18 protein-coding genes and 1 tRNA gene are annotated in these 17519 nt (G+C 54.3%); 10 read left to right on the forward strand and 9 right to left on the reverse strand.

The features are described 5' to 3' along the window. Window positions 1–216: 216 nt before the first annotated feature. The 4 genes from Q0796_RS17355 to rluD all read right to left on the reverse strand — a co-directional run bounded on the left by Q0796_RS17355 (window position 217) and on the right by rluD (window position 5043). Window positions 217–543: a hypothetical protein gene (locus Q0796_RS17355; protein ID WP_298445538.1), complete on the reverse strand. Its 327-nt coding sequence runs from the start codon at window positions 541–543 to the stop codon at window positions 217–219. 141 nt (window positions 544–684) lie between these two features. Then, complete coding sequence (gene clpB / locus Q0796_RS17360; protein WP_298445540.1) at window positions 685–3264, reverse strand: ATP-dependent chaperone ClpB; 2580 nt, start codon at window positions 3262–3264, stop codon at window positions 685–687. 58 nt (window positions 3265–3322) lie between these two features. Further along, entirely contained in the window at window positions 3323–4066 is a 744-nt protein-coding gene (pgeF, locus tag Q0796_RS17365; RefSeq protein WP_298445542.1) for a peptidoglycan editing factor PgeF, read from the reverse strand. Continuing rightward, window positions 4066–5043, reverse strand: coding sequence for a 23S rRNA pseudouridine(1911/1915/1917) synthase RluD (rluD, locus tag Q0796_RS17370; protein ID WP_298445545.1), 978 nt, complete (start codon window positions 5041–5043; stop codon window positions 4066–4068). Before rluD ends, pgeF begins: the two co-directional genes overlap by 1 nt. Window positions 5044–5164: 121 nt before the next feature. On the opposite strand from rluD, the gene Q0796_RS17375 reads away from it, so the two are divergent. After that, complete coding sequence (locus Q0796_RS17375) at window positions 5165–5932, forward strand: outer membrane protein assembly factor BamD (protein WP_298445547.1); 768 nt, start codon at window positions 5165–5167, stop codon at window positions 5930–5932. A gap of 77 nt (window positions 5933–6009) precedes the next feature. Here Q0796_RS17375 and hpt read toward each other — a convergent pair whose 3' ends face one another. From hpt to mpl, 3 genes are read right to left on the reverse strand one after another with little or no spacing between them, the layout of a single operon-like run. Continuing rightward, entirely contained in the window at window positions 6010–6549 is a 540-nt protein-coding gene (gene hpt, locus Q0796_RS17380) for a hypoxanthine phosphoribosyltransferase (protein WP_298445549.1), read from the reverse strand. Window positions 6550–6554: 5 nt separating this feature from the next. Further along, complete coding sequence (locus tag Q0796_RS17385; RefSeq protein ID WP_298445552.1) at window positions 6555–7199, reverse strand: flavin prenyltransferase UbiX; 645 nt, start codon at window positions 7197–7199, stop codon at window positions 6555–6557. Beyond that, a complete protein-coding gene (gene mpl, locus Q0796_RS17390) occupies window positions 7186–8553 on the reverse strand; it encodes a UDP-N-acetylmuramate:L-alanyl-gamma-D-glutamyl-meso-diaminopimelate ligase (RefSeq protein ID WP_298445554.1) in 1368 nt (455 codons plus the stop codon). The genes Q0796_RS17385 and mpl overlap by 14 nt, the downstream gene beginning before the upstream one ends. 191 nt (window positions 8554–8744) lie before the next feature. Here mpl and Q0796_RS17395 point away from each other — a divergent pair, with 191 nt between their 5' ends. The 5 genes from Q0796_RS17395 to ppa all read left to right on the forward strand — a co-directional run bounded on the left by Q0796_RS17395 (window position 8745) and on the right by ppa (window position 12578). Then, complete coding sequence (locus Q0796_RS17395; RefSeq protein WP_298445557.1) at window positions 8745–10049, forward strand: Na+/H+ antiporter NhaC family protein; 1305 nt, start codon at window positions 8745–8747, stop codon at window positions 10047–10049. A 95-nt stretch (window positions 10050–10144) separates the two neighbouring features. Further along, a complete protein-coding gene (locus tag Q0796_RS17400) occupies window positions 10145–10462 on the forward strand; it encodes a hypothetical protein (protein ID WP_298445559.1) in 318 nt (105 codons plus the stop codon). 145 nt (window positions 10463–10607) lie between these two features. Then, the gene (locus Q0796_RS17405) at window positions 10608–10880 is read left to right on the forward strand and encodes a hypothetical protein (protein WP_298445562.1); all 273 of its coding nucleotides are present in this window, start codon (window positions 10608–10610) and stop codon (window positions 10878–10880) included. Window positions 10881–10973: 93 nt separating this feature from the next. Continuing rightward, window positions 10974–11936, forward strand: coding sequence for a class 1 fructose-bisphosphatase (locus Q0796_RS17410; RefSeq protein WP_298445565.1), 963 nt, complete (start codon window positions 10974–10976; stop codon window positions 11934–11936). 111 nt (window positions 11937–12047) lie between these two features. Continuing rightward, window positions 12048–12578, forward strand: coding sequence for an inorganic diphosphatase (gene ppa / locus Q0796_RS17415; protein ID WP_298445568.1), 531 nt, complete (start codon window positions 12048–12050; stop codon window positions 12576–12578). Between the two features lie 16 nt (window positions 12579–12594). On the opposite strand, the gene Q0796_RS17420 is transcribed toward ppa, so the two are convergent. Then, window positions 12595–13716: a tetratricopeptide repeat protein gene (locus tag Q0796_RS17420; RefSeq protein WP_298445570.1), complete on the reverse strand. Its 1122-nt coding sequence runs from the start codon at window positions 13714–13716 to the stop codon at window positions 12595–12597. A 78-nt stretch (window positions 13717–13794) separates the two neighbouring features. On the opposite strand from Q0796_RS17420, the gene Q0796_RS17425 reads away from it, so the two are divergent. The 3 genes from Q0796_RS17425 to Q0796_RS17435 all read left to right on the forward strand — a co-directional run bounded on the left by Q0796_RS17425 (window position 13795) and on the right by Q0796_RS17435 (window position 16389). After that, a complete protein-coding gene (locus Q0796_RS17425) occupies window positions 13795–14967 on the forward strand; it encodes an MFS transporter (RefSeq protein WP_363322325.1) in 1173 nt (390 codons plus the stop codon). Window positions 14968–15041: 74 nt separating this feature from the next. Continuing rightward, window positions 15042–15602: an SRPBCC family protein gene (locus tag Q0796_RS17430; RefSeq protein WP_298445576.1), complete on the forward strand. Its 561-nt coding sequence runs from the start codon at window positions 15042–15044 to the stop codon at window positions 15600–15602. Then, window positions 15580–16389 (forward strand): TIGR03899 family protein, encoded by an 810-nt coding sequence (locus tag Q0796_RS17435; RefSeq protein ID WP_298445578.1) that lies wholly within the window; start codon window positions 15580–15582, stop codon window positions 16387–16389. The genes Q0796_RS17430 and Q0796_RS17435 overlap by 23 nt, the downstream gene beginning before the upstream one ends. Here Q0796_RS17435 and cobA read toward each other — a convergent pair. Further along, window positions 16338–17183 (reverse strand): uroporphyrinogen-III C-methyltransferase, encoded by an 846-nt coding sequence (gene cobA, locus Q0796_RS17440; protein ID WP_298445579.1) that lies wholly within the window; start codon window positions 17181–17183, stop codon window positions 16338–16340. The genes Q0796_RS17435 and cobA overlap by 52 nt on opposite strands. A gap of 260 nt (window positions 17184–17443) precedes the next feature. Between cobA and Q0796_RS17445 the strand changes: the two genes are divergently transcribed. After that, a tRNA-Pro gene (locus tag Q0796_RS17445) sits at window positions 17444–17517 on the forward strand. Window positions 17518–17519 lie beyond the last annotated feature (2 nt).

The following is a 17519-nucleotide window of genomic DNA, read 5'->3' on the forward strand; positions in this document are numbered from 1 at the left end:
TCCGAGCTGTCTGTTCGTTGCTCAGTGCCTTACTCAGTAAGCCGCTGTGCCCCGTCGACAGATGCGCATTATAGGGATCGGTTTTTCGACCGCAAGCCTTAGTTTGCATTTGTATGTCTGACTGATGACAAAGCGAACAGACCAAGAATATTAGTCCATAAAAAGAACAAAAAAAGCCGAGTTTGTCGACTTTCCTTATTGGTTAGACCAGCAACGCTACTCGACGATCTGATAAACCACCTTGGTAGAGCAGGCTAGCGCTTGCCAGCTGCTATAGCATTTATCGACTACGACCTTTTCGACAATGCGAATGGGGTTGCCTGCGGCAGTGGGGGATCGTGCCAGTAGTGTGTTGATATCTTGGCTGGGGTCGACTTCAAATTGGCGCTGCAATGCTTCGGCACTGTCAGCCTGTGCCAAAACCGTTGTGGGCTGTTGCTGTTGTGCCTGTAAGGCCGCTTGATAATAGTTGCTGCCGCCAAGATAGCTGGCAGTGGCGGTAAACGATGTCATTGTCAGAGTAAGTGCCAAAACGAGTTTCATGAGATCACCTCTTTACGACCACAATTAACTGTACACCGTTAACCAATAGCAGTGCTTATGCGGCCCTGCCAGCAGGACAGATCAGAAACGCGGCCTTCTTGGCCGCGTTTGACTTCCCATGAACCGCGCTGGGCGGCAGAGTTAATTACTCTGGCTAAAACTGAGCTGCTCAGCAACAACCGAGACATGGATGGGTTGCTGTGGCAGCAATTTGCCTGCAAGGATTTGTTGAGCCAATGGATTTTCCAAGCGCTGTTGAATCGCCCGCTTTAATGGCCGTGCCCCATAGACGGGATCGAAGCCGGCGCTGGCCAGCAACTGAATCGCTTCGGGACTGAGTTGCAGTTGATACTCTTTCAGCGCTAACCGCTGCTGAAGCTTTTGTAACTGGATGTCTGCAATGCTGGCAATTTGCTGTGCCTGCAGAGGGTGGAATACCACGGTTTCGTCAACACGGTTTAAGAATTCAGGCCGGAACTGCTGCAACAGGGCATCATTCACAATCTGCTTCAGTTCGGTGTATTCCAATTCACCATGGTGCTGTTGGATCTGCTCTGAACCTAAATTTGAGGTCATGATGATGACGGTATTGCGAAAATCAACGGTGCGGCCCTGACCATCGGTAAGGCGGCCGTCATCCAACACCTGCAATAAGATGTTGAAAACATCCGGGTGCGCCTTTTCAACTTCATCCAACAGGATCACCGAGTAGGGTTTGCGCCGCACTGCTTCGGTCAGATAGCCGCCCTCTTCATACCCTACGTAGCCCGGGGGGGCACCAACCAAGCGTGCAACGGAATGCTTTTCCATAAATTCAGACATGTCGATCCGCACCATGGCGTCATCGGTGTCGAACATGAATTGCGCCAACGCTTTAGAGAGTTCGGTTTTCCCGACACCGGTTGGCCCTAAGAACAGGAAGGAGCCGATCGGTTGGTCTGGATCCGAGAGCCCAGCTCGGCTGCGGCGAATGGCGTTGGATACGGCATCCACGGCTTCGGCTTGACCAATAACCCGAGTGTGCAGCTGTTGCTCCATCCGCAGTAACTTCGCCCGCTCTCCTTCCAGCATGTTGGCAACGGGAATGCCCGTCGCCTTGGCCAGCACTTCGGCGATTTCCGCGTCCGTGACTTTGTTCTTCAGCAAGGTCATCTCTTGCATCTCGGCTTGGGTGGCCAAATCGAGCTGCTTTTCCAGATCCGGTATGCGGCCATATTGCAGTTCCGACATGGTTTGCAAGTCCGAGGCACGACGCGCCACTTCCAGCTCCTGTCGAGCCTGTTCAAGCTCAGCCTTAATATGGTGAGTGCCCGCCAATGCGGCTTTTTCGCCGCGCCAGATCTCGTCCAGCTCGGCAAATTCACGTTCGAGCTGATGCAGTTGTGCCCGCAGTGCTTCTAATCGTTTGCGGCTGCCATCGTCGGCTTCTTTTTGCAGCGCTTGCTCTTCCAGTTTCAGCTGAATGATCCGGCGCTCGATCCGATCGAGGGATTCTGGCTTAGAGTCGATGTCGAGGCGGATGCTGGACGCTGCTTCGTCGATCAGATCGATGGCTTTATCTGGCAGCTTACGATCCGAAACATAGCGGTGGGATAAGGTGGCCGCGGCCACAATAGCGGGATCGGTGATCTCAACATTATGGTGCAATTCGTATCGCTGCTTTAAGCCACGCAAAATGGCGATGGTGTCTTCCACCGATGGCTCATCCACTAATACCTTCTGGAAGCGACGTTCCAGTGCCGCGTCTTTTTCTACGTACTGGCGATATTCATCTAAGGTGGTGGCTCCAACGCAGTGCAGCTCGCCACGGGCTAAGGCCGGTTTCAGCATGTTGCCTGCGTCCATGGCACCGTCCGACTTACCGGCACCCACCATGGTGTGCAGCTCATCAATAAAGAGGATCACCCGCCCCTCTTCTTGGGACAGTTCCTGCAATACCGCTTTTAACCGCTCTTCAAACTCCCCGCGGTATTTGGCTCCCGCCAACAGAGCGCCCATGTCTAAGGACAAAACCCGCTTGTCTTTTAAGCCTTCGGGCACCTCGCCATTAACGATGCGCTGGGCAAGGCCTTCGATAATGGCGGTTTTGCCCACTCCTGGCTCGCCAATCAATACTGGATTATTTTTGCTGCGGCGTTGCAACACTTGAATGGTGCGGCGAATTTCATCGTCGCGACCAATAACCGGATCCAACTTACCCGCCGCAGCGCGTTCGTTCAGATCCACGGTGTATTTGCCTAACGCTTGGCGTTGATCCTCAGCACCGGCACTGTCGACCTTGGCACCACCTCGAACCGAGGCGATCGCTTGCTCCAGCTTTTGTTCGGTTGCGCCTTGTTGGCTCAACAGTTGCCCGACTTCCCCCTTGGCTTGCAAGAGCGCCAGCACAAACAGTTCTGAAGAGATAAAGGATTCGTTGCGTTGCTGCGACAGCTTGTCACACAGATTTAGGATGCGAATGGTGTCGCGCGACAGCTGCACATCAATGCTGTTACCGCTGACTTTCGCCGCGCGTTCTAGCCGCTGTTGCAGTTGCTGCTGCAGTTGGTTGGCATCGACTTTGATCAGCTGTAATAACGGCCGAATGCTGCCGCCTTGCTGCTGCAACAGTGCCACCATAATGTGGCTTGGTTCGATGTATTGGTGATCCTGTCCCAACGCCAACGATTGCGCTTCGCTGATCGCTTGCTGGAACTTATTGGTCATTCGGTCTAAGCGCATACTGTGGCTCCTCCCAACTGCGTTACTACCGCTTAAGTGGGGATCGCCAAGCGGCTTTTCAAGCGTGGGAGCGTTCTGGTGGCAGTAAACCAATCACACTGGCTTGACGCCCAGTTTGGCCATCACGACGATAGGAATAGAAACGAGAGGGATCGCTGTAGGTGCAATGTTGTCCGCCGTAGATGGCCGTAACACCTTGGTGACGCAATCGCAGCCGAGCCAATTGGTAGAGATCCGCAAAGTAGCGATCTCGGTGCGGGGTAAACGCGTGTGCCGCATTGGGATCGCGGCTGACAAACGCTTGCTGCACCTCGCTCCCCACTTCAAAGCAGGAGGGGCCAATGGCAGGGCCAAGCCACACCAACAACGATTCCGCCGTGGCGCTAAATTGCTGCAGGGTCTGTTCTATCACCCCATCAAGTAGGCCACGCCAACCGGCGTGTACCGCGGCCACTTGGCTGCCGGCGGCATCGCAAATAAGCAAAGGCAAACAATCGGCGGTCATTACCGTGCAAAACTGATTGGCTTGCGCGGTAATGCTGGCGTCGGCCTGAGGTCGCAACGATTGGCAAGGCAGCGTGACCACTTGAGTGCCGTGCACTTGCTCTAACCATTGCATTTGTGCGCCTGCAGGCAAGCGCTGCAATAGCCGTTGCCGATTAGCAGCAACGTTGGCGAGGTTATCGCCAACGTGATCACCTAGGTTTAAACCACGATAGATGCCATCAGACTGACCACCAAAGCGGCCCGTTGATAACGCCAGCACGTTAGATGGTGCGGGCCAATCGGGGCTTAACCACATCAGTAATCCATGCCCTTTTCCGCGGTATCAGCACGCAACAAAGCGGTTAAGCGCTGCATGTCTTCAGGGATAGGCGCTTGCCACTGCATCACCTGACCGGTGATCGGGTGCTCTAACTGCAACATGGCTGCGTGCAATGCCTGACGACCGAAGTTACGCATGGTATCGCGCAACTCTTCAGAAGCGCCACGCAGCGGACGAGGACGCCCCAAGTAGAGCGGATCGGCGACCAGCGGGTGACCCAAGTGCGCCATGTGAACGCGAATTTGGTGAGTTCGACCCGATTCCAAGCGCAAGCGCAGCAGCGTATGCGAACGAAACTTCTCTTTCACTCGGTAGTGGGTCATGGCTGGTTTACCCAAACCAAGCTCGGTTACCGCCATGTGGGTACGACGTTGTGGGTGACGACCAATTGGCTCATCCACGGTGCCACCGGCGGTCATTGAACCGCAGGCGATCGCTTCGTATTCACGGGTGATCTCACGAGCTTGCAACTGGGTAACCAGGTGGGTTTGCGCCGGTACGGTTTTCGCCACCACCATCAAGCCGGTGGTGTCTTTATCCAAGCGATGCACGATCCCCGCACGAGGTACGTTGACGATCTCTGGGTAATGGTGCAGCAGCGCATTCAAAATGGTGCCGTCATGATTGCCCGCACCGGGGTGCACCACAAAGTCGGTTGGTTTGTTGATCACCAAGATGTCTTCATCTTCGTAGATCACATCCAGCGGGATATCTTGTGGGCGAGAAGACACTTCCTCTTCCAGCTCAGCTTTGATCAAAATAGCTTCGCCACCCATCACTTTTTCTCGCGGTTTGGCCACAATTTTACCGTTCAGTTGAACCTTTTGTGCCAGGATCCACTCTTTAATACGACTACGTGAGTAGTCTGGAAAACACTCCGCCAGCGCTTGATCGAGTCGCTGCCCAAGTTGGGATTCGGAAATGTTTCCTTTTAATTCAATATTTTGCGTCATAGTCTCTGGCTGCGGCCGGAAAGGCTCGAATTCGTTATCAGTTCTGTTAGAATCGCTCGAACTGCATTTTATCGCTTTTTGCCGTTAACAAGCACGGCCTGTTTAGGGATCAACACCACGCATGCGTAAATTCACCGGTTCTTTATTGTTAGCCATCGGCAGCCTTGTCATGGTTACGGGTTGCTCTACCACCAAGGATGAAGCTCGCGCTTATCAGGTAGAAAACAAGACCCCAGAAGCGTTGTATGAAGACTCGCGTAAAGCCATGGAGCTGGGCAACTTCACCAAAGCCGTTCAGGTATTAGAGGCATTGGATAGCCGCTATCCTTTCGGTGCACACAAAACTCAGGTGCAATTGGATCTGATCTTCGCTTATTACAAGTTAGAAGATAGTGCCAACGCTTTGGCAAATATCGACCGCTTTATTCGTTTAAACCCAACCCACAAAGACATCGATTACGTCTACTACATGCGTGGTTTAACCAACATGTTGTCTGATGAATATCTGTTTCACGAGTTGGCAGGCATCGATCGCAGCGACCGCGATCCCTCTTCCGCCATTGAAGCCTTCCGCGACTTTGAAAAGCTGATTAAGGCGTACCCAAACAGCCGCTACAGCGCGGATGCTCAACTGCGTATGCGCCAGTTGAAAAATCGCTTGGCAAAGCACGATCTGCTTGTGGCTGAATACTACGTTACGGTAGACACTTGGGTTGCCGCCGCTAACCGTGCTCAGAACATCATGGAAAAATACAGCGACACGCCAGCCACTGAGCGCGCGCTGGAGATCATGGTGATCTCTTACCAGAAGCTGAAGCAAGACACCCTGGCCCAAAACGCCAAGGCGGTATTGGCCGCTAACTTCCCCAACAACCGTTACGCCCGCTAACGCCACTGCGATAACTTGATGGGATCAAAAAAGCCTCCAGATGGAGGCTTTTTTTTGTTTACCGCAAGGACAACGGGTTACGGTAAGTGAACCTTGGCAATGTACGGCAGTTGGCGGAAGCTTTCAGCGCAATCTAAGCCATAACCCACCACAAATTCATCTTCAATTTCACGGCCAACGTAATCCACTGGCACTTCAACAATGCGGCGTGATGGCTTATCCAAGAAGGTACAGATCTTCAGGCTGGCTGGCGCACGGGATAGCAACAGTTCGCGTACTTTCGACAGGGTGCGACCCGTATCAATGATGTCTTCCACCAACAAGACGTGACGACCACGAATGCTGTTAGCCAGATCCATCACAATTTTCACGTCGCCGCTGGATTCCGTGCCACTGTAGTAAGAGGATGCGGTCATGAAATCAAAATGGATGTCGCCCTTTAAGCGGCGCGCCAGATCGGTCATGACCACCACGGAGCCTTTCAACAAGCCAACCAACAGCAGGTTGTCTACGTCGGCATAATCGCGGTTGATCTGCTCAGCCAACTCGCCCAACGTCTCGTTGATCTCTTGTTCAGAGATCATCACTTCGTAATCCAGTTCGTTAAATTTGCTCATTATTATTAGCCTTCGGCGTTTTTGGGTTCAGTTTGGTTACCGTAGCCCCAGCGGGCGCTAAGGTGATGTTCTATTTGCAGATGATCGAGGATCCGCGCCACCATAAAGTCCACCAGATCCGCAATCGATTGCGGCTGATGGTAAAAGCCTGGTGCCGCGGGCATGATCACCGCCCCTAAATTGCTGAGCTTCAGCATGTGCTCAAGATGGATGCTGTTAAACGGCGTCTCTCTTGGCACCAGCAGCAGCTGGCCGCGCTCTTTCAGCACCACATCAGCGGCGCGTTCAATTAGGGTGTTGCTCATGCCGGTAGCCACAGCCGCTAAGGTGCCGGTTGAACATGGGCAGATCACCATCTGCCGTGGCGCCCCCGAGCCCGAAGCCACTGGGGAAAACCACTGTTCTTTACCGTATACCCGCAACTGGCCAGGTTTGGCCTGCATTCGCTCCGAGAGGAGCCGTTCACAGGCTTCCGGCGACCCCGGCAGTTTCATCCCTTCCTCTTCCGCTAGCACGACCCGTGCAGCCGAGGAGATCATCAGGTGAACGGTACGGCCGGATTCTAGCAGACAGCTTAATAAGCGCAGCCCATATGGTGCGCCAGAGGCACCGGTAAAAGCCAAAGTGATGGCTTGCTCACGCTTTTGCATAACGTTCCTTTAATTGCTCAATCAGGCGTTGATGAATGCCACCAAAGCCGCCGTTACTCATGATCACAATTTGATCGTCGCGGCGGCTGTTCGCCACCACGGCGGTAATGATCGCATCGATGCTGTTTAGCACCTCGGTGGGGGTGGTGCCTGCTGCCATGGCGCGGTGCACATCCCAATCCACCTGATCCGGCGCCAGCATGTAGGCTTGATCCGCCGGCGTTAACGACGCCGCTAAGCTGTGCTGATGCACCCCACGCTTCATGGTGTTGGAGCGCGGCTCTAAAATCGCGATGATCCGCCCTTGGTCGCCCACTCGGTGCCGTAGCCCGGTTAAGGTGGTGTGGATGGCGGTCGGGTGATGGGCAAAGTCATCAAAAACTTGAATGCCGTTTACTGTGGCGCGCAGTTCCATCCGCCGCTTCGGCCCTTGAAACTGCGCCAAGCTGGCGATGCCATCCGCTGGGCGAACCCCAACATGGCGCGCCGCAGCCAGTGCCGCCAAGGCGTTGCTGACATTGTGATCCCCGATCAGATCCCACTGCACCCGCCCTTGCACTTCGCCCCCAAGCAGCACCTCAAAAACACTGCCATCGGCGCTGATTTTATTTACTTGCCAATCGTTGTCGTCGCCCAAGCGTTGCTGTTCGCTGTAACAGCCCAGCGCTAAGGTTTGCTCAATGGCTTCTCCGCCGGGATGCAAGATCAGGCCACTGCTGGGCACCATCCGTAAAAGGTGGTGGAACTGCTTTTGAATGTCTTGCAGCGAATCAAAAATGTCGGCGTGATCGAACTCCAGGTTGTTGATCACCAAGGTGCGCGGGCGGTAATGCACGAACTTAGAACGCTTATCGAAAAAGGCGCTGTCGTATTCATCCGCTTCCACCACAAAGAAGGGATCGTCGGTTAACCGCGCAGACAGACCAAACTCTTGCACCACCCCACCAATCAAAAAGCTGGGGTTTAAGCCGTTGTCTTGCAGCAGCCACGCCAGCATTGAGGCAGTGGTGGTTTTGCCGTGAGTCCCCGACACCGCCAGCACCCATTTGCCCGGCAGGATGTGCTCGGCTAAAAATTGAGGCCCAGAGGTGTACGCCAAGCCGCGCTCCAGCACGGCCTCGACACAGGGATTGCCGCGGCTCATGGCGTTGCCAATCACCACCAGATCGGGGCTGGGTTCCAGTTGGCTTGGTTGGTAGCCTTGGATCAGCTCGATCCCTTGCTGCTGCAACTGTGTGCTCATTGGCGGGTAAACGTTGGCGTCAGAGCCCGTGACCTGATGTCCCATCTGCCGCGCCAACAGCGCTAGGCCCCCCATAAAGGTGCCGCAGATCCCCAAAATATGAATGTGCATTGCCGGTTCCATGTTTCGCAAGTCGGCTAAGTTTACCCGATTGCAGCCACACCGGCAGCAGCAAACACGATCCGACCTCGTGCGGAGCAGCGCACAAGCACCAAGACGTTTAGACGTCTAAATTGACAGCCATCTAGAACTCCGGTAACTTACCGCGCACTGTTATCGCCGCCGTTGTTTGAGAGTGCACTATGACCACCACCCACACACCCACTGCCCAGTCGCCATTGGCGTTATTGCCGTTGATGCTGTACCTGCTGCTGTTTGTGGGGGCTGGCGTGTATTTTCAATCCCAAGGGGTGGATTTTGCCTTTTATAAATTGTCGCCCGTGGTGGCCATTTTGCCGGCGATCATCGTTGCCATATTACTGAGCAAGCAGCGCCTGAACGACGCCATCGAAACCTTCATGCAGGGGATTGGCGATCACAACATCATCGCCATGTGTTTAATCTATCTCTTGGCTGGCGCCTTTGCCGCCGTCGCGAAGGCAACCGGTGGGGTTGATGCAACCGTTGCTCTGGGATTAACGCTGATCCCGGCCAGTCTGCTGCTGCCGGGGCTGTTTTTAATCAGCGCCTTTATCGCCACAGCTATGGGCACCTCAATGGGCACCATTGCCGCGGTGGCGCCGGTCGCCTTTGGGATCGCCCAGCAAGCGGGCTTTGATCCCGCACTGATGGCTGGAGTGGTGCTCTCCGGTGCCATCTTCGGCGACAACCTGTCGATCATCTCGGACACCACCATTGCCGCCACCCGCACCCAAGGGGCGCAGATGAAAGACAAGTTTCGAGAAAACCTGCGAGTTGCCCTGCCCGCCGCGGTGATCACCATGGGCTTATTGGCGCTCAATAGTGGTACCTCGGTACAACTAGAGCCGCAGCAGATTGAACTGACCAAAGTGTTTCCATACTTGGCGATTTTGGTTCTGGCAGTGGCTGGGGTTAACGTTTTTCTCGTGCTGACCATCGGCGTGCTGCTGGCCGGCTTAACCGCGCTATTAGCAGGCAATTACGATCTGATGCGCTTTGGCCAAGACATCTACCAAGGCTTCAGCAACATGCAGGAGATCTTCTTGCTGTCGATGCTGGTTGGCGGCTTAGCGGCACTGATGAAACAACAAGGCGGGATCGCCTGGTTAACCCAGCACATCGCCAAATGGATTGGCAGCAGCCGCAACGAGAAAGCCGCCGAACTCGGCATGGGTGCCTTAGTGGCCGCCACCAACGTGTGCGTAGCCAACAATACCGTCTCGTTGATTGTGGTTGGTCCCATCGCCAAGCAGTTGGCTCGCGAACATGGGGTAACCCCACGCCGTGCCGCGGCCAGCTTGGATGTGTTCTCCTGCATTGTGCAAGGCTTGATCCCCTACGGTGCCCAAGCCCTGCTGCTGGCTTCCACGTTCAGTTTGTCGCCGTTAAGCGTTGTGGCGCACGGCTGGTACTGCTTCATTCTGGCCTTGGTGGGCATTGCAACCGTGCTGTGGCGTCGCCGCTAAACGGATTGGATCAACAGAGCGCGATCTGGGCCGCCCACTTGGGGCGGTCTTTTCGGTACACTGCTGGCTATCTCTTCTATTTCGATAATTTGTTCATGTTAAAAGACAGCAAATTGGCACTGACCGGCTTCGGTCTGTACTTCGCAGGCTTTGTGGTTACCTTTGCCCCTTACGCCTTTGTTAGCAGCGCCGCTGAAACCGCGCAGATGATGCAAGGCATTGGCGGCTGGACCATGATAATCGGCGCCGTGATGGGGCTCTTGGGTTATGTGGCTAACACCATCGGCGCCGTTGTTGGGTTGCAGCAACTGCGCCAAGGCCAGTCCAGCTCTGTGCCCGCGCTGGTATGGAACCTGCTGCCCGCACTTGGTGTGCCACTGCTGGCGTTTATCTATCGCGCGACCCTGTTCTAAAGCGGTCAGCCCCTAAAGCCATTGGCAACACCAGTAACCTCCTAAAAAGTCGGCCTAATCGCCGACTTTTTTGCGCTACATCACAACCGCTGTCGCCACCGGCCTTTAAACTTGCACTATAAATACCACTTAATGAGCGTTGCCCATGTCTGAGTTTGAAATCAGCTTCTACTACGTCTGCATTGCCGCGTTTGCGGTGGTGGCCCCTTACCTGTTATTGGCCTGCTTAGCCTCTGGTCGTTGGTACATGTGGCCGGTGGGGGTGGTGCTATTTGTGGTGATCCTTACTTTCCTGCCGCCACCGGTCGCGTTGGGATCTTGCTATCTGGCGGTTGGCGGCATGGGGCTGATGTTGTTAGTCAAGCTGTGGCGACTGGGTTGCCAGCGCCAATGGTGGCCAGCACTGAAGCTGCGTTAAGGGCTAGATTGGTGCCATGCAATTGCAGTCCGATTTCGCTATCATTGCGCCAATTTTATTCCCTACCAACAATAAGTTCACAGGACTGCGACCATGCAAACTCTGAGTGATTTTCTCCGTAACAGCGACACCTCCACTGAGCTGCAACAGCTGCTTATTACTTTGGCTGACTGCGGTGTTGAGATCAGCGCACTGGTACGCGGCGGCGCATTAGCCGGTGTCTTGGGCGCGACTGAATCAGAAAACGTTCAAGGTGAGACGCAGAAAAAGTTGGATGTGATCGCCAACGATCTGATCAAAGACAAGCTGGCCGCACAACCGCTGGTTAAGGCGTTAGCGTCAGAAGAGGAAGATTACGTTGTTGCTGGTCACGCTGATGGCCAGTTCTTAGTGAGCTTTGATCCGCTCGATGGCTCTTCTAACATCGACATCAATTCATTGGTTGGCACCATTTTCTCGGTTCTGCCTGCACAAGATGGCGTTGACGGTGAAGCCGCCTTTATGCAGCCGGGCCGCAACCAAGTGGCCGCCTGCTACATGCTGTATGGCCCAGCCACCGTGTTGGCGCTGACCACCGGCAACGGCACCCTAATGTTCAGCCTGGATCCAAGCGACAACCAGTACAAATTGGTTGATGCCAAGGTGACCGTGCCCGAGCAAACCGCCGAGTTTGCCATCAATATGTCTAACCAACGCTTCTGGCAGCCTGCCATGCAGCAGTACATCCACGATCTGCTGCTGGGCAAAGAAGGGCCACGCGCAAAGAACTTCAACATGCGCTGGATTGCGGCGATGGTGGGCGATGTGCACCGCGTATTAAGCCGCGGCGGGATCTTCACCTACCCCCAAGACACCAAAAATCCAGCCAAGCCATTCAAGTTACGCTTGATGTACGAAGCCAACCCAATGGCCTTGTTGGTGGAACAGGCTGGCGGGATCGCCTCAACCGGATATGAAACCATTTTGGATATTGAGCCAACGGAAATTCACCAGCGTGTGGCGGTAATTTTGGGCTCGAAGCAAGAAGTAGAACACTGCCTCAGCTACCACAAGTAACAGTGAAGTTACGGTAATTGAACAAGTTATACTTACCGCCTATTAACCAACGGTTAATAGGCGGGTTATACTTGGGTCACAATTTTATTGCTCTAAACAAGGAAAACGTCCATGAGCCTAAATGATGTACCTGCGGGTAAAAGCCTGCCTGATGATATCTACGTTATCATCGAGATCCCTGCCAATCACGATCCCATCAAGTACGAAGTAGACAAAGACAGCGGCGCGCTGTTTGTTGATCGCTTGATGAAATCACCCATGTTCTACCCGGCCAACTACGGCTACGTTAACCACACCCTGTCATTAGACGGTGATCCGGTTGATGTACTGGTGCCAACCCCACACCCACTGCAGCCTGGCAGCGTGATCCGTTGTCGCCCAGTTGGGGTATTGAACATGACCGATGAATCCGGCGAAGACGCCAAAATCATCGCGGTACCGCACACCAAGCTATCGCAAGAGTACGATGAGATCCGCGACATCGACGATGTGCCAGCGCTGCTGAAAGCACAGATCACCCAGTTTTTCGAGCACTACAAAAATCTGGAAAGCGGCAAATGGGTAAAAGTTGAAGGTTGGGCTGATGCTGAAGCCGCCCGTGCTGAGATTTTGAGCTCTGCCGAGCGTTATCAAAACGCCTAATCGCGTCTGACTTACGTTAAGACGGCTTACGCAGCGCTGCCAGCTTCAGTTGGTAGCGCTGTTTTTCATCCTGCGGCGCTAACTGTTCCGCTTTTTGCATATGACGTTCACTCAGGCGCAACTGCCCATTACGGAAATAGGCGCGGCTGAGCCCAAAGTGAAATTCATGGCGATAATCCGCCAGCTTCAACGCCTTATTGAAGTAACGCACCGCATCCCCAAACTCACCACGTCGATAAGCGCTTTCACCCATATCAAAATAGTAATAAGGGTTACGGATCCGGTTCAGCTCTAAACGGGCATGCACCTGTTGCCACTCTTGCAGGCGATCTTGGCTGGCCAGCAGCAGCGCCAAATTATGCAGCGCATCGTTGCTGACTTGTGGCAATTCAGTGGCAAATCGGTAGATGCTCTCCGCCTGGGGATCTAAGCCTTTACGCCGATACAGCACCCCAAGCGTGTTCCACATCTGTTGATAGTTTGGATCGGTGGCGTGGGCGGCTTTCAGCAACTGATACGCGTAATCGTACTGCTGATCCACCATCGCTTCAGCCGCCAGGTTGTTGTAGTAACGCGCCAGCAGTTGCTGTTCATTCAGGGGCTTCACCGCGTAACCGCGAATTTGATTACCCGGTAAAAAATCGATGGTGGTGGAAGAGGTCGCAACGTCAATTTGACTGCGGCTACGACCATCAATCAACTGCACATTCACGTGGCCGTTGATCAGGTACAGCCCCCCTTGGCGATCCCACACCGGTGGCGATTGCACCAATTGATAGCGGTAATCAACATTGTTTGCCCGCGCTAAAGCGGCGGTCATGATCACCAACGACATGCAATTGCCACTGCGTAGGGCAAAGGTGTCGGCGGCGTTGAGGGTTTTGCGGCTGTCGTAACTTATCTCGCCATCACGACGTAAAAATTTGGCTAATTCGCTATGATCACGATCTTTCATCTTGCCGACCGTGCGCCGCATCTGCGGGCTTAGCGCAAACACTTGCTTAGCGCTTGGCACCGCATGGGTTTGCGCAAACGCCTCGTCATGCCACAGCGTTTTCGGGGCTGGGGCTACACCGGTCACGCTGCTGCAACCCAGCAACAGGGTACAAAAACAAAAGATGATAAAATGCAGTTTCATGCCTCAAGTATAGTCAGTTGCGAATTGATTAACAGTGGCGTCATTACATTGTCATAATGACCTGAATTGGACTGATCTATGCCCTTATCGCCTCCCGCCCGACTGCTGTTAGGCCTTACATTTATCATGTCGATGGTGTTCGCCACCTGGAACACGCTGCTGAACAACTTTGTGGTTGAGGTTGCCCAGTTCGATGGCGCCCAAATTGGCATGCTGCAGTCCCTGCGCGAGATCCCCGGTTTCTTAGCCTTCACCGCAGTGTTTGTGCTGTTGGTGTTGCGGGAACAAACGATGGCCTTGGCCGCATTAGCACTGATGTGCGTAGGGGTGTCGCTGACCGGTTATTTCCCCACCGAATACGGCCTGTACGCCACCACCGTGTTGATGTCCATTGGCTTTCATTATTACGAAACCATCAATCAGTCACTGACCCTGCAGTGGCTACCCAAAGACCAAACCGCCGAGTATTTAGGCCGAACCCTATCCGTCAAAGCCGCTGGAGCACTGCTGGCTTATGGGGCGATCTACGCTGGGATCAGCTGGTTCGAGTTAAGTTTTGAGTGGATCTACTTAACCGCAGGGTGCAGCGGTTTAGCCCTTCTTGGCTACTTGGTATGGAAGTTCCCGCGGTTTGAAGGTGGCACCGTGCAGCACAAACACCTGCTGCTGCGTAAAGACTATTGGCTCTACTATGGCTTAACGTTTTTGTCTGGGGCGCGGCGACAGATCTTTGTGGTGTTCGCGGGCTTCCTGATGGTGGAGAAATTCGGCTTCAGTGTGACCGACATTACCGCGCTGTTTGTCATTAACTACCTCTTCAATCTGTTCTGTGCCCCTGCCATCGGCCGCTTGATTAAACGCATTGGTGAACGCCGTGCGTTGATTGCCGAATACCTTGGCTTGATCTTGGTGTTTGTTGGCTACGGCGTGGCAGAGGAAGCTTGGCAGGCTGGCACCTTGTATGTGCTGGATCATCTGTTGTTTGCCTTGGCCATCGCCCTACAAAGCTACCTGCAGAAAATTGCCGATCCTCGCGACATGGCCGCGACCGCCTCGGTCAGCTTTACCATTAACCATATTGCGGCGGTGATCATCCCAGCAGTGCTGGGCTTGGTGTGGCTTAACGATCACAGCTTGGTGTTCTACACCGGTGCCAGTTTTGCGCTGGCGTCATTGCTGTTGAGCTTGGCGGTACCATCAGCGCCTTCGCCGCAACAGCCCTATCTTGGTGCGGTAATTCGTCCCAGTTGATCCGCCCTTTGCGGCCGCATCTTGCTGCTGTCGCCGTCTACACTGTGGCTATCTTGCTGCACGAGGGCGATCTGATGAAAACACTGCGCAACGTCTTGCTGGCACTGCTGCTTACCATTGTCGCAATGGGGTTACTGTTGCCCAACGATTTTGTGGTGCAACGGCAGATACAGATAGCGGCCACACCAGCGCAGATCCACCCGCTGGTGGATGATCTTAATCAGTGGCCACAATGGAGCCCATGGCTGCAGCAGGATCCCAGCGTCATCATTACCGTTGGCCAACCCAGTGCAGGGGTTGGCGCCAATCAACGCTGGCAAGACAACAGCGGCGGTGGCCACTTGGTTATTACCGCCAGCAGCCCAGAGACTGGGGTGCAATACAACGCCTTCTTCGATGGGGCTGAGCACGCCAACCCCGCCAGCATCACCTTTACTGAACAAGACAATGGCAGCACTAAGGTGCACTGGCACATGCGTGGCGCCTTCTCGATGCCAATTATTGGCCCCTATATGGCCATTGCAGCCGATAGCATGATCGGCCCCACTTTTGAGCAAGGACTCAGTAGGTTAAAGTTGGTGGCAGAACCTCAACCGTCGCCGGAGCCTGCTCTTGAATCAACTGGTCAACTCTGAAGCCCCCAAAAGCTCATCGTCAAGCAACAGCACCCGCAGCTCAGTGATGTTACTGAGCCGCGATCTGGGCTTGGGCAAAGACAGTGGTGGTGTGCAAGAGCGAATAAAACAGCGGCAATCGAGACTGGCAGAGCAGTACCAACTTAATGTGGAAGCGGTGCTGAAACACGCCATCAGCGACAGTCAGAACGACATCGCCAGCCATGAATTGGATCCCGATTGGTGGCACCAGTATCAACAACTGGCAGAGCAGATCCATAACCCCAAGATGCAGCAACTGTGGGGTAAGATCCTCACCATCGAACTGGCGCAACCGCGCAGCTTTGGCTTAAAAGCACTGGAAACCTTAAAACGGATGAACCACCGCGACGCCCAGCTATTGCTGAGTGCGGTGGCGCTGTGCTGCAGCTTGGATCACGATCCCAGCCCAATCATTATCACCGGCTGGCGCAGCGATCCCGCGCTCGCAGGGCTGTTACCTGGGCGCGGCGAACAGTTGTCACTCAGCGGTTTTGGCTTGCCCTATTCGGCGGTATTAAGCTTGCGAGAACTGGGCATTTTGCATGCGGTTGAGCTGGAAACCGGACGGTTGCCCACCACTACCATGACCCTCAAATTTTTTAACAGCCGCTTGCAGCTGCAGCCAAAGCATGGCCGTTTGCACCTGCGCTATCTGCGTTTCACCAACAGCGGCCAAGAGCTTGTCCGATTACTGCAAGAGGAAAGCCTGCGCGATTACATCGCCAGCTTAGCCACCTTGGCGCCGAAGGATGCCAGCTGGGCTTGATCGGCCGAAAACCAGTCCAGCTGCTGGTGAAACTTCACAACCTCACCCACGATGATGGCCGCGGGGCTAGGCAGATCTGGGGTTTGTGCCAGTTCAGTTAACTGCGTCAAAGTACCGACCACTCGCTGCTGCTCGATTTGGCTGGCTTGCGCCACAATCGCCACTGGGATCTGCGGATTCATGCCTGCTGCGAGTAACCCCTGTTGAATGCTCGCGGCTTGTTTTACCCCCATATAGATCACCAAGGTATGATCGGCAATCACAAAGGGGCGCCAATCCTCTACCCGCCCCTGCTTGCCGTGGCCGGTAATCAGCGTTACGCCCTGTGCCACCTCGCGGTGGGTCATCGGCATCGCCCCATAAGCACTCAGGCCACTGGCCGCAGTAACGCCCGGCACCACCTGATAGTTTAATCCCGCCTCTTGCAGTGCCAGCATCTCTTCACCGACTCGGCCAAACATCATCGCATCGCCGCCTTTGAGCCGCACCACCTTGGCCCCCGCGCGTGCTTTGGCCACCATGATCCGTTCGATTTGACGCTGATCCATGCTGTGTTTACCACAGCGTTTGCCCACTTCTATCACGTCAATGTGGGCAGGTATTAACGCTCGGATAGGATCGGCCACCAGAGCGTCCAGCAAGATCACCTCGGCCTGATTGATGGCATTAAAGGCATGTAAAGTCAGCAAACCGGGATCACCGGGACCTGCCCCAACCAATAACACCGGATGAGTGGCAATGGTGGGGCGCTCAAGGGCGACAACATCGGCATGATTTACGGTAACGTGGGGCACAGAGGCATTCCTTTTGCGACGAATGCCCCCAGTCTACTGCTGGGTTTAATAACAACAGAAAGACGCAATGCCTAATTTTTATTCCAAAAAAGAATAACTGCGGACAGTGATGCAACAGTTAGGCTAGAAAAGCCGCAGTCAGTCAAAAATCCTGAACTAGCACTTGCGCTGCAGCGGGAAATCTCTAGAATATGCCGCCGTTGCCCAGTAAAATGGAATGCTTGAAAAGGCTATAGCAGCAAGTTCAAAAGAACGAATATCGGTGATTAGCGCAGCCTGGTAGCGCATCTGGTTTGGGACCAGAGGGTCAGAGGTTCGAATCCTCTATCACCGACC

The sequence above is a fragment of the uncultured Ferrimonas sp. genome, assembly GCF_947489035.1.
Classification (GTDB): Bacteria; Pseudomonadota; Gammaproteobacteria; order Enterobacterales; family Shewanellaceae; genus Ferrimonas.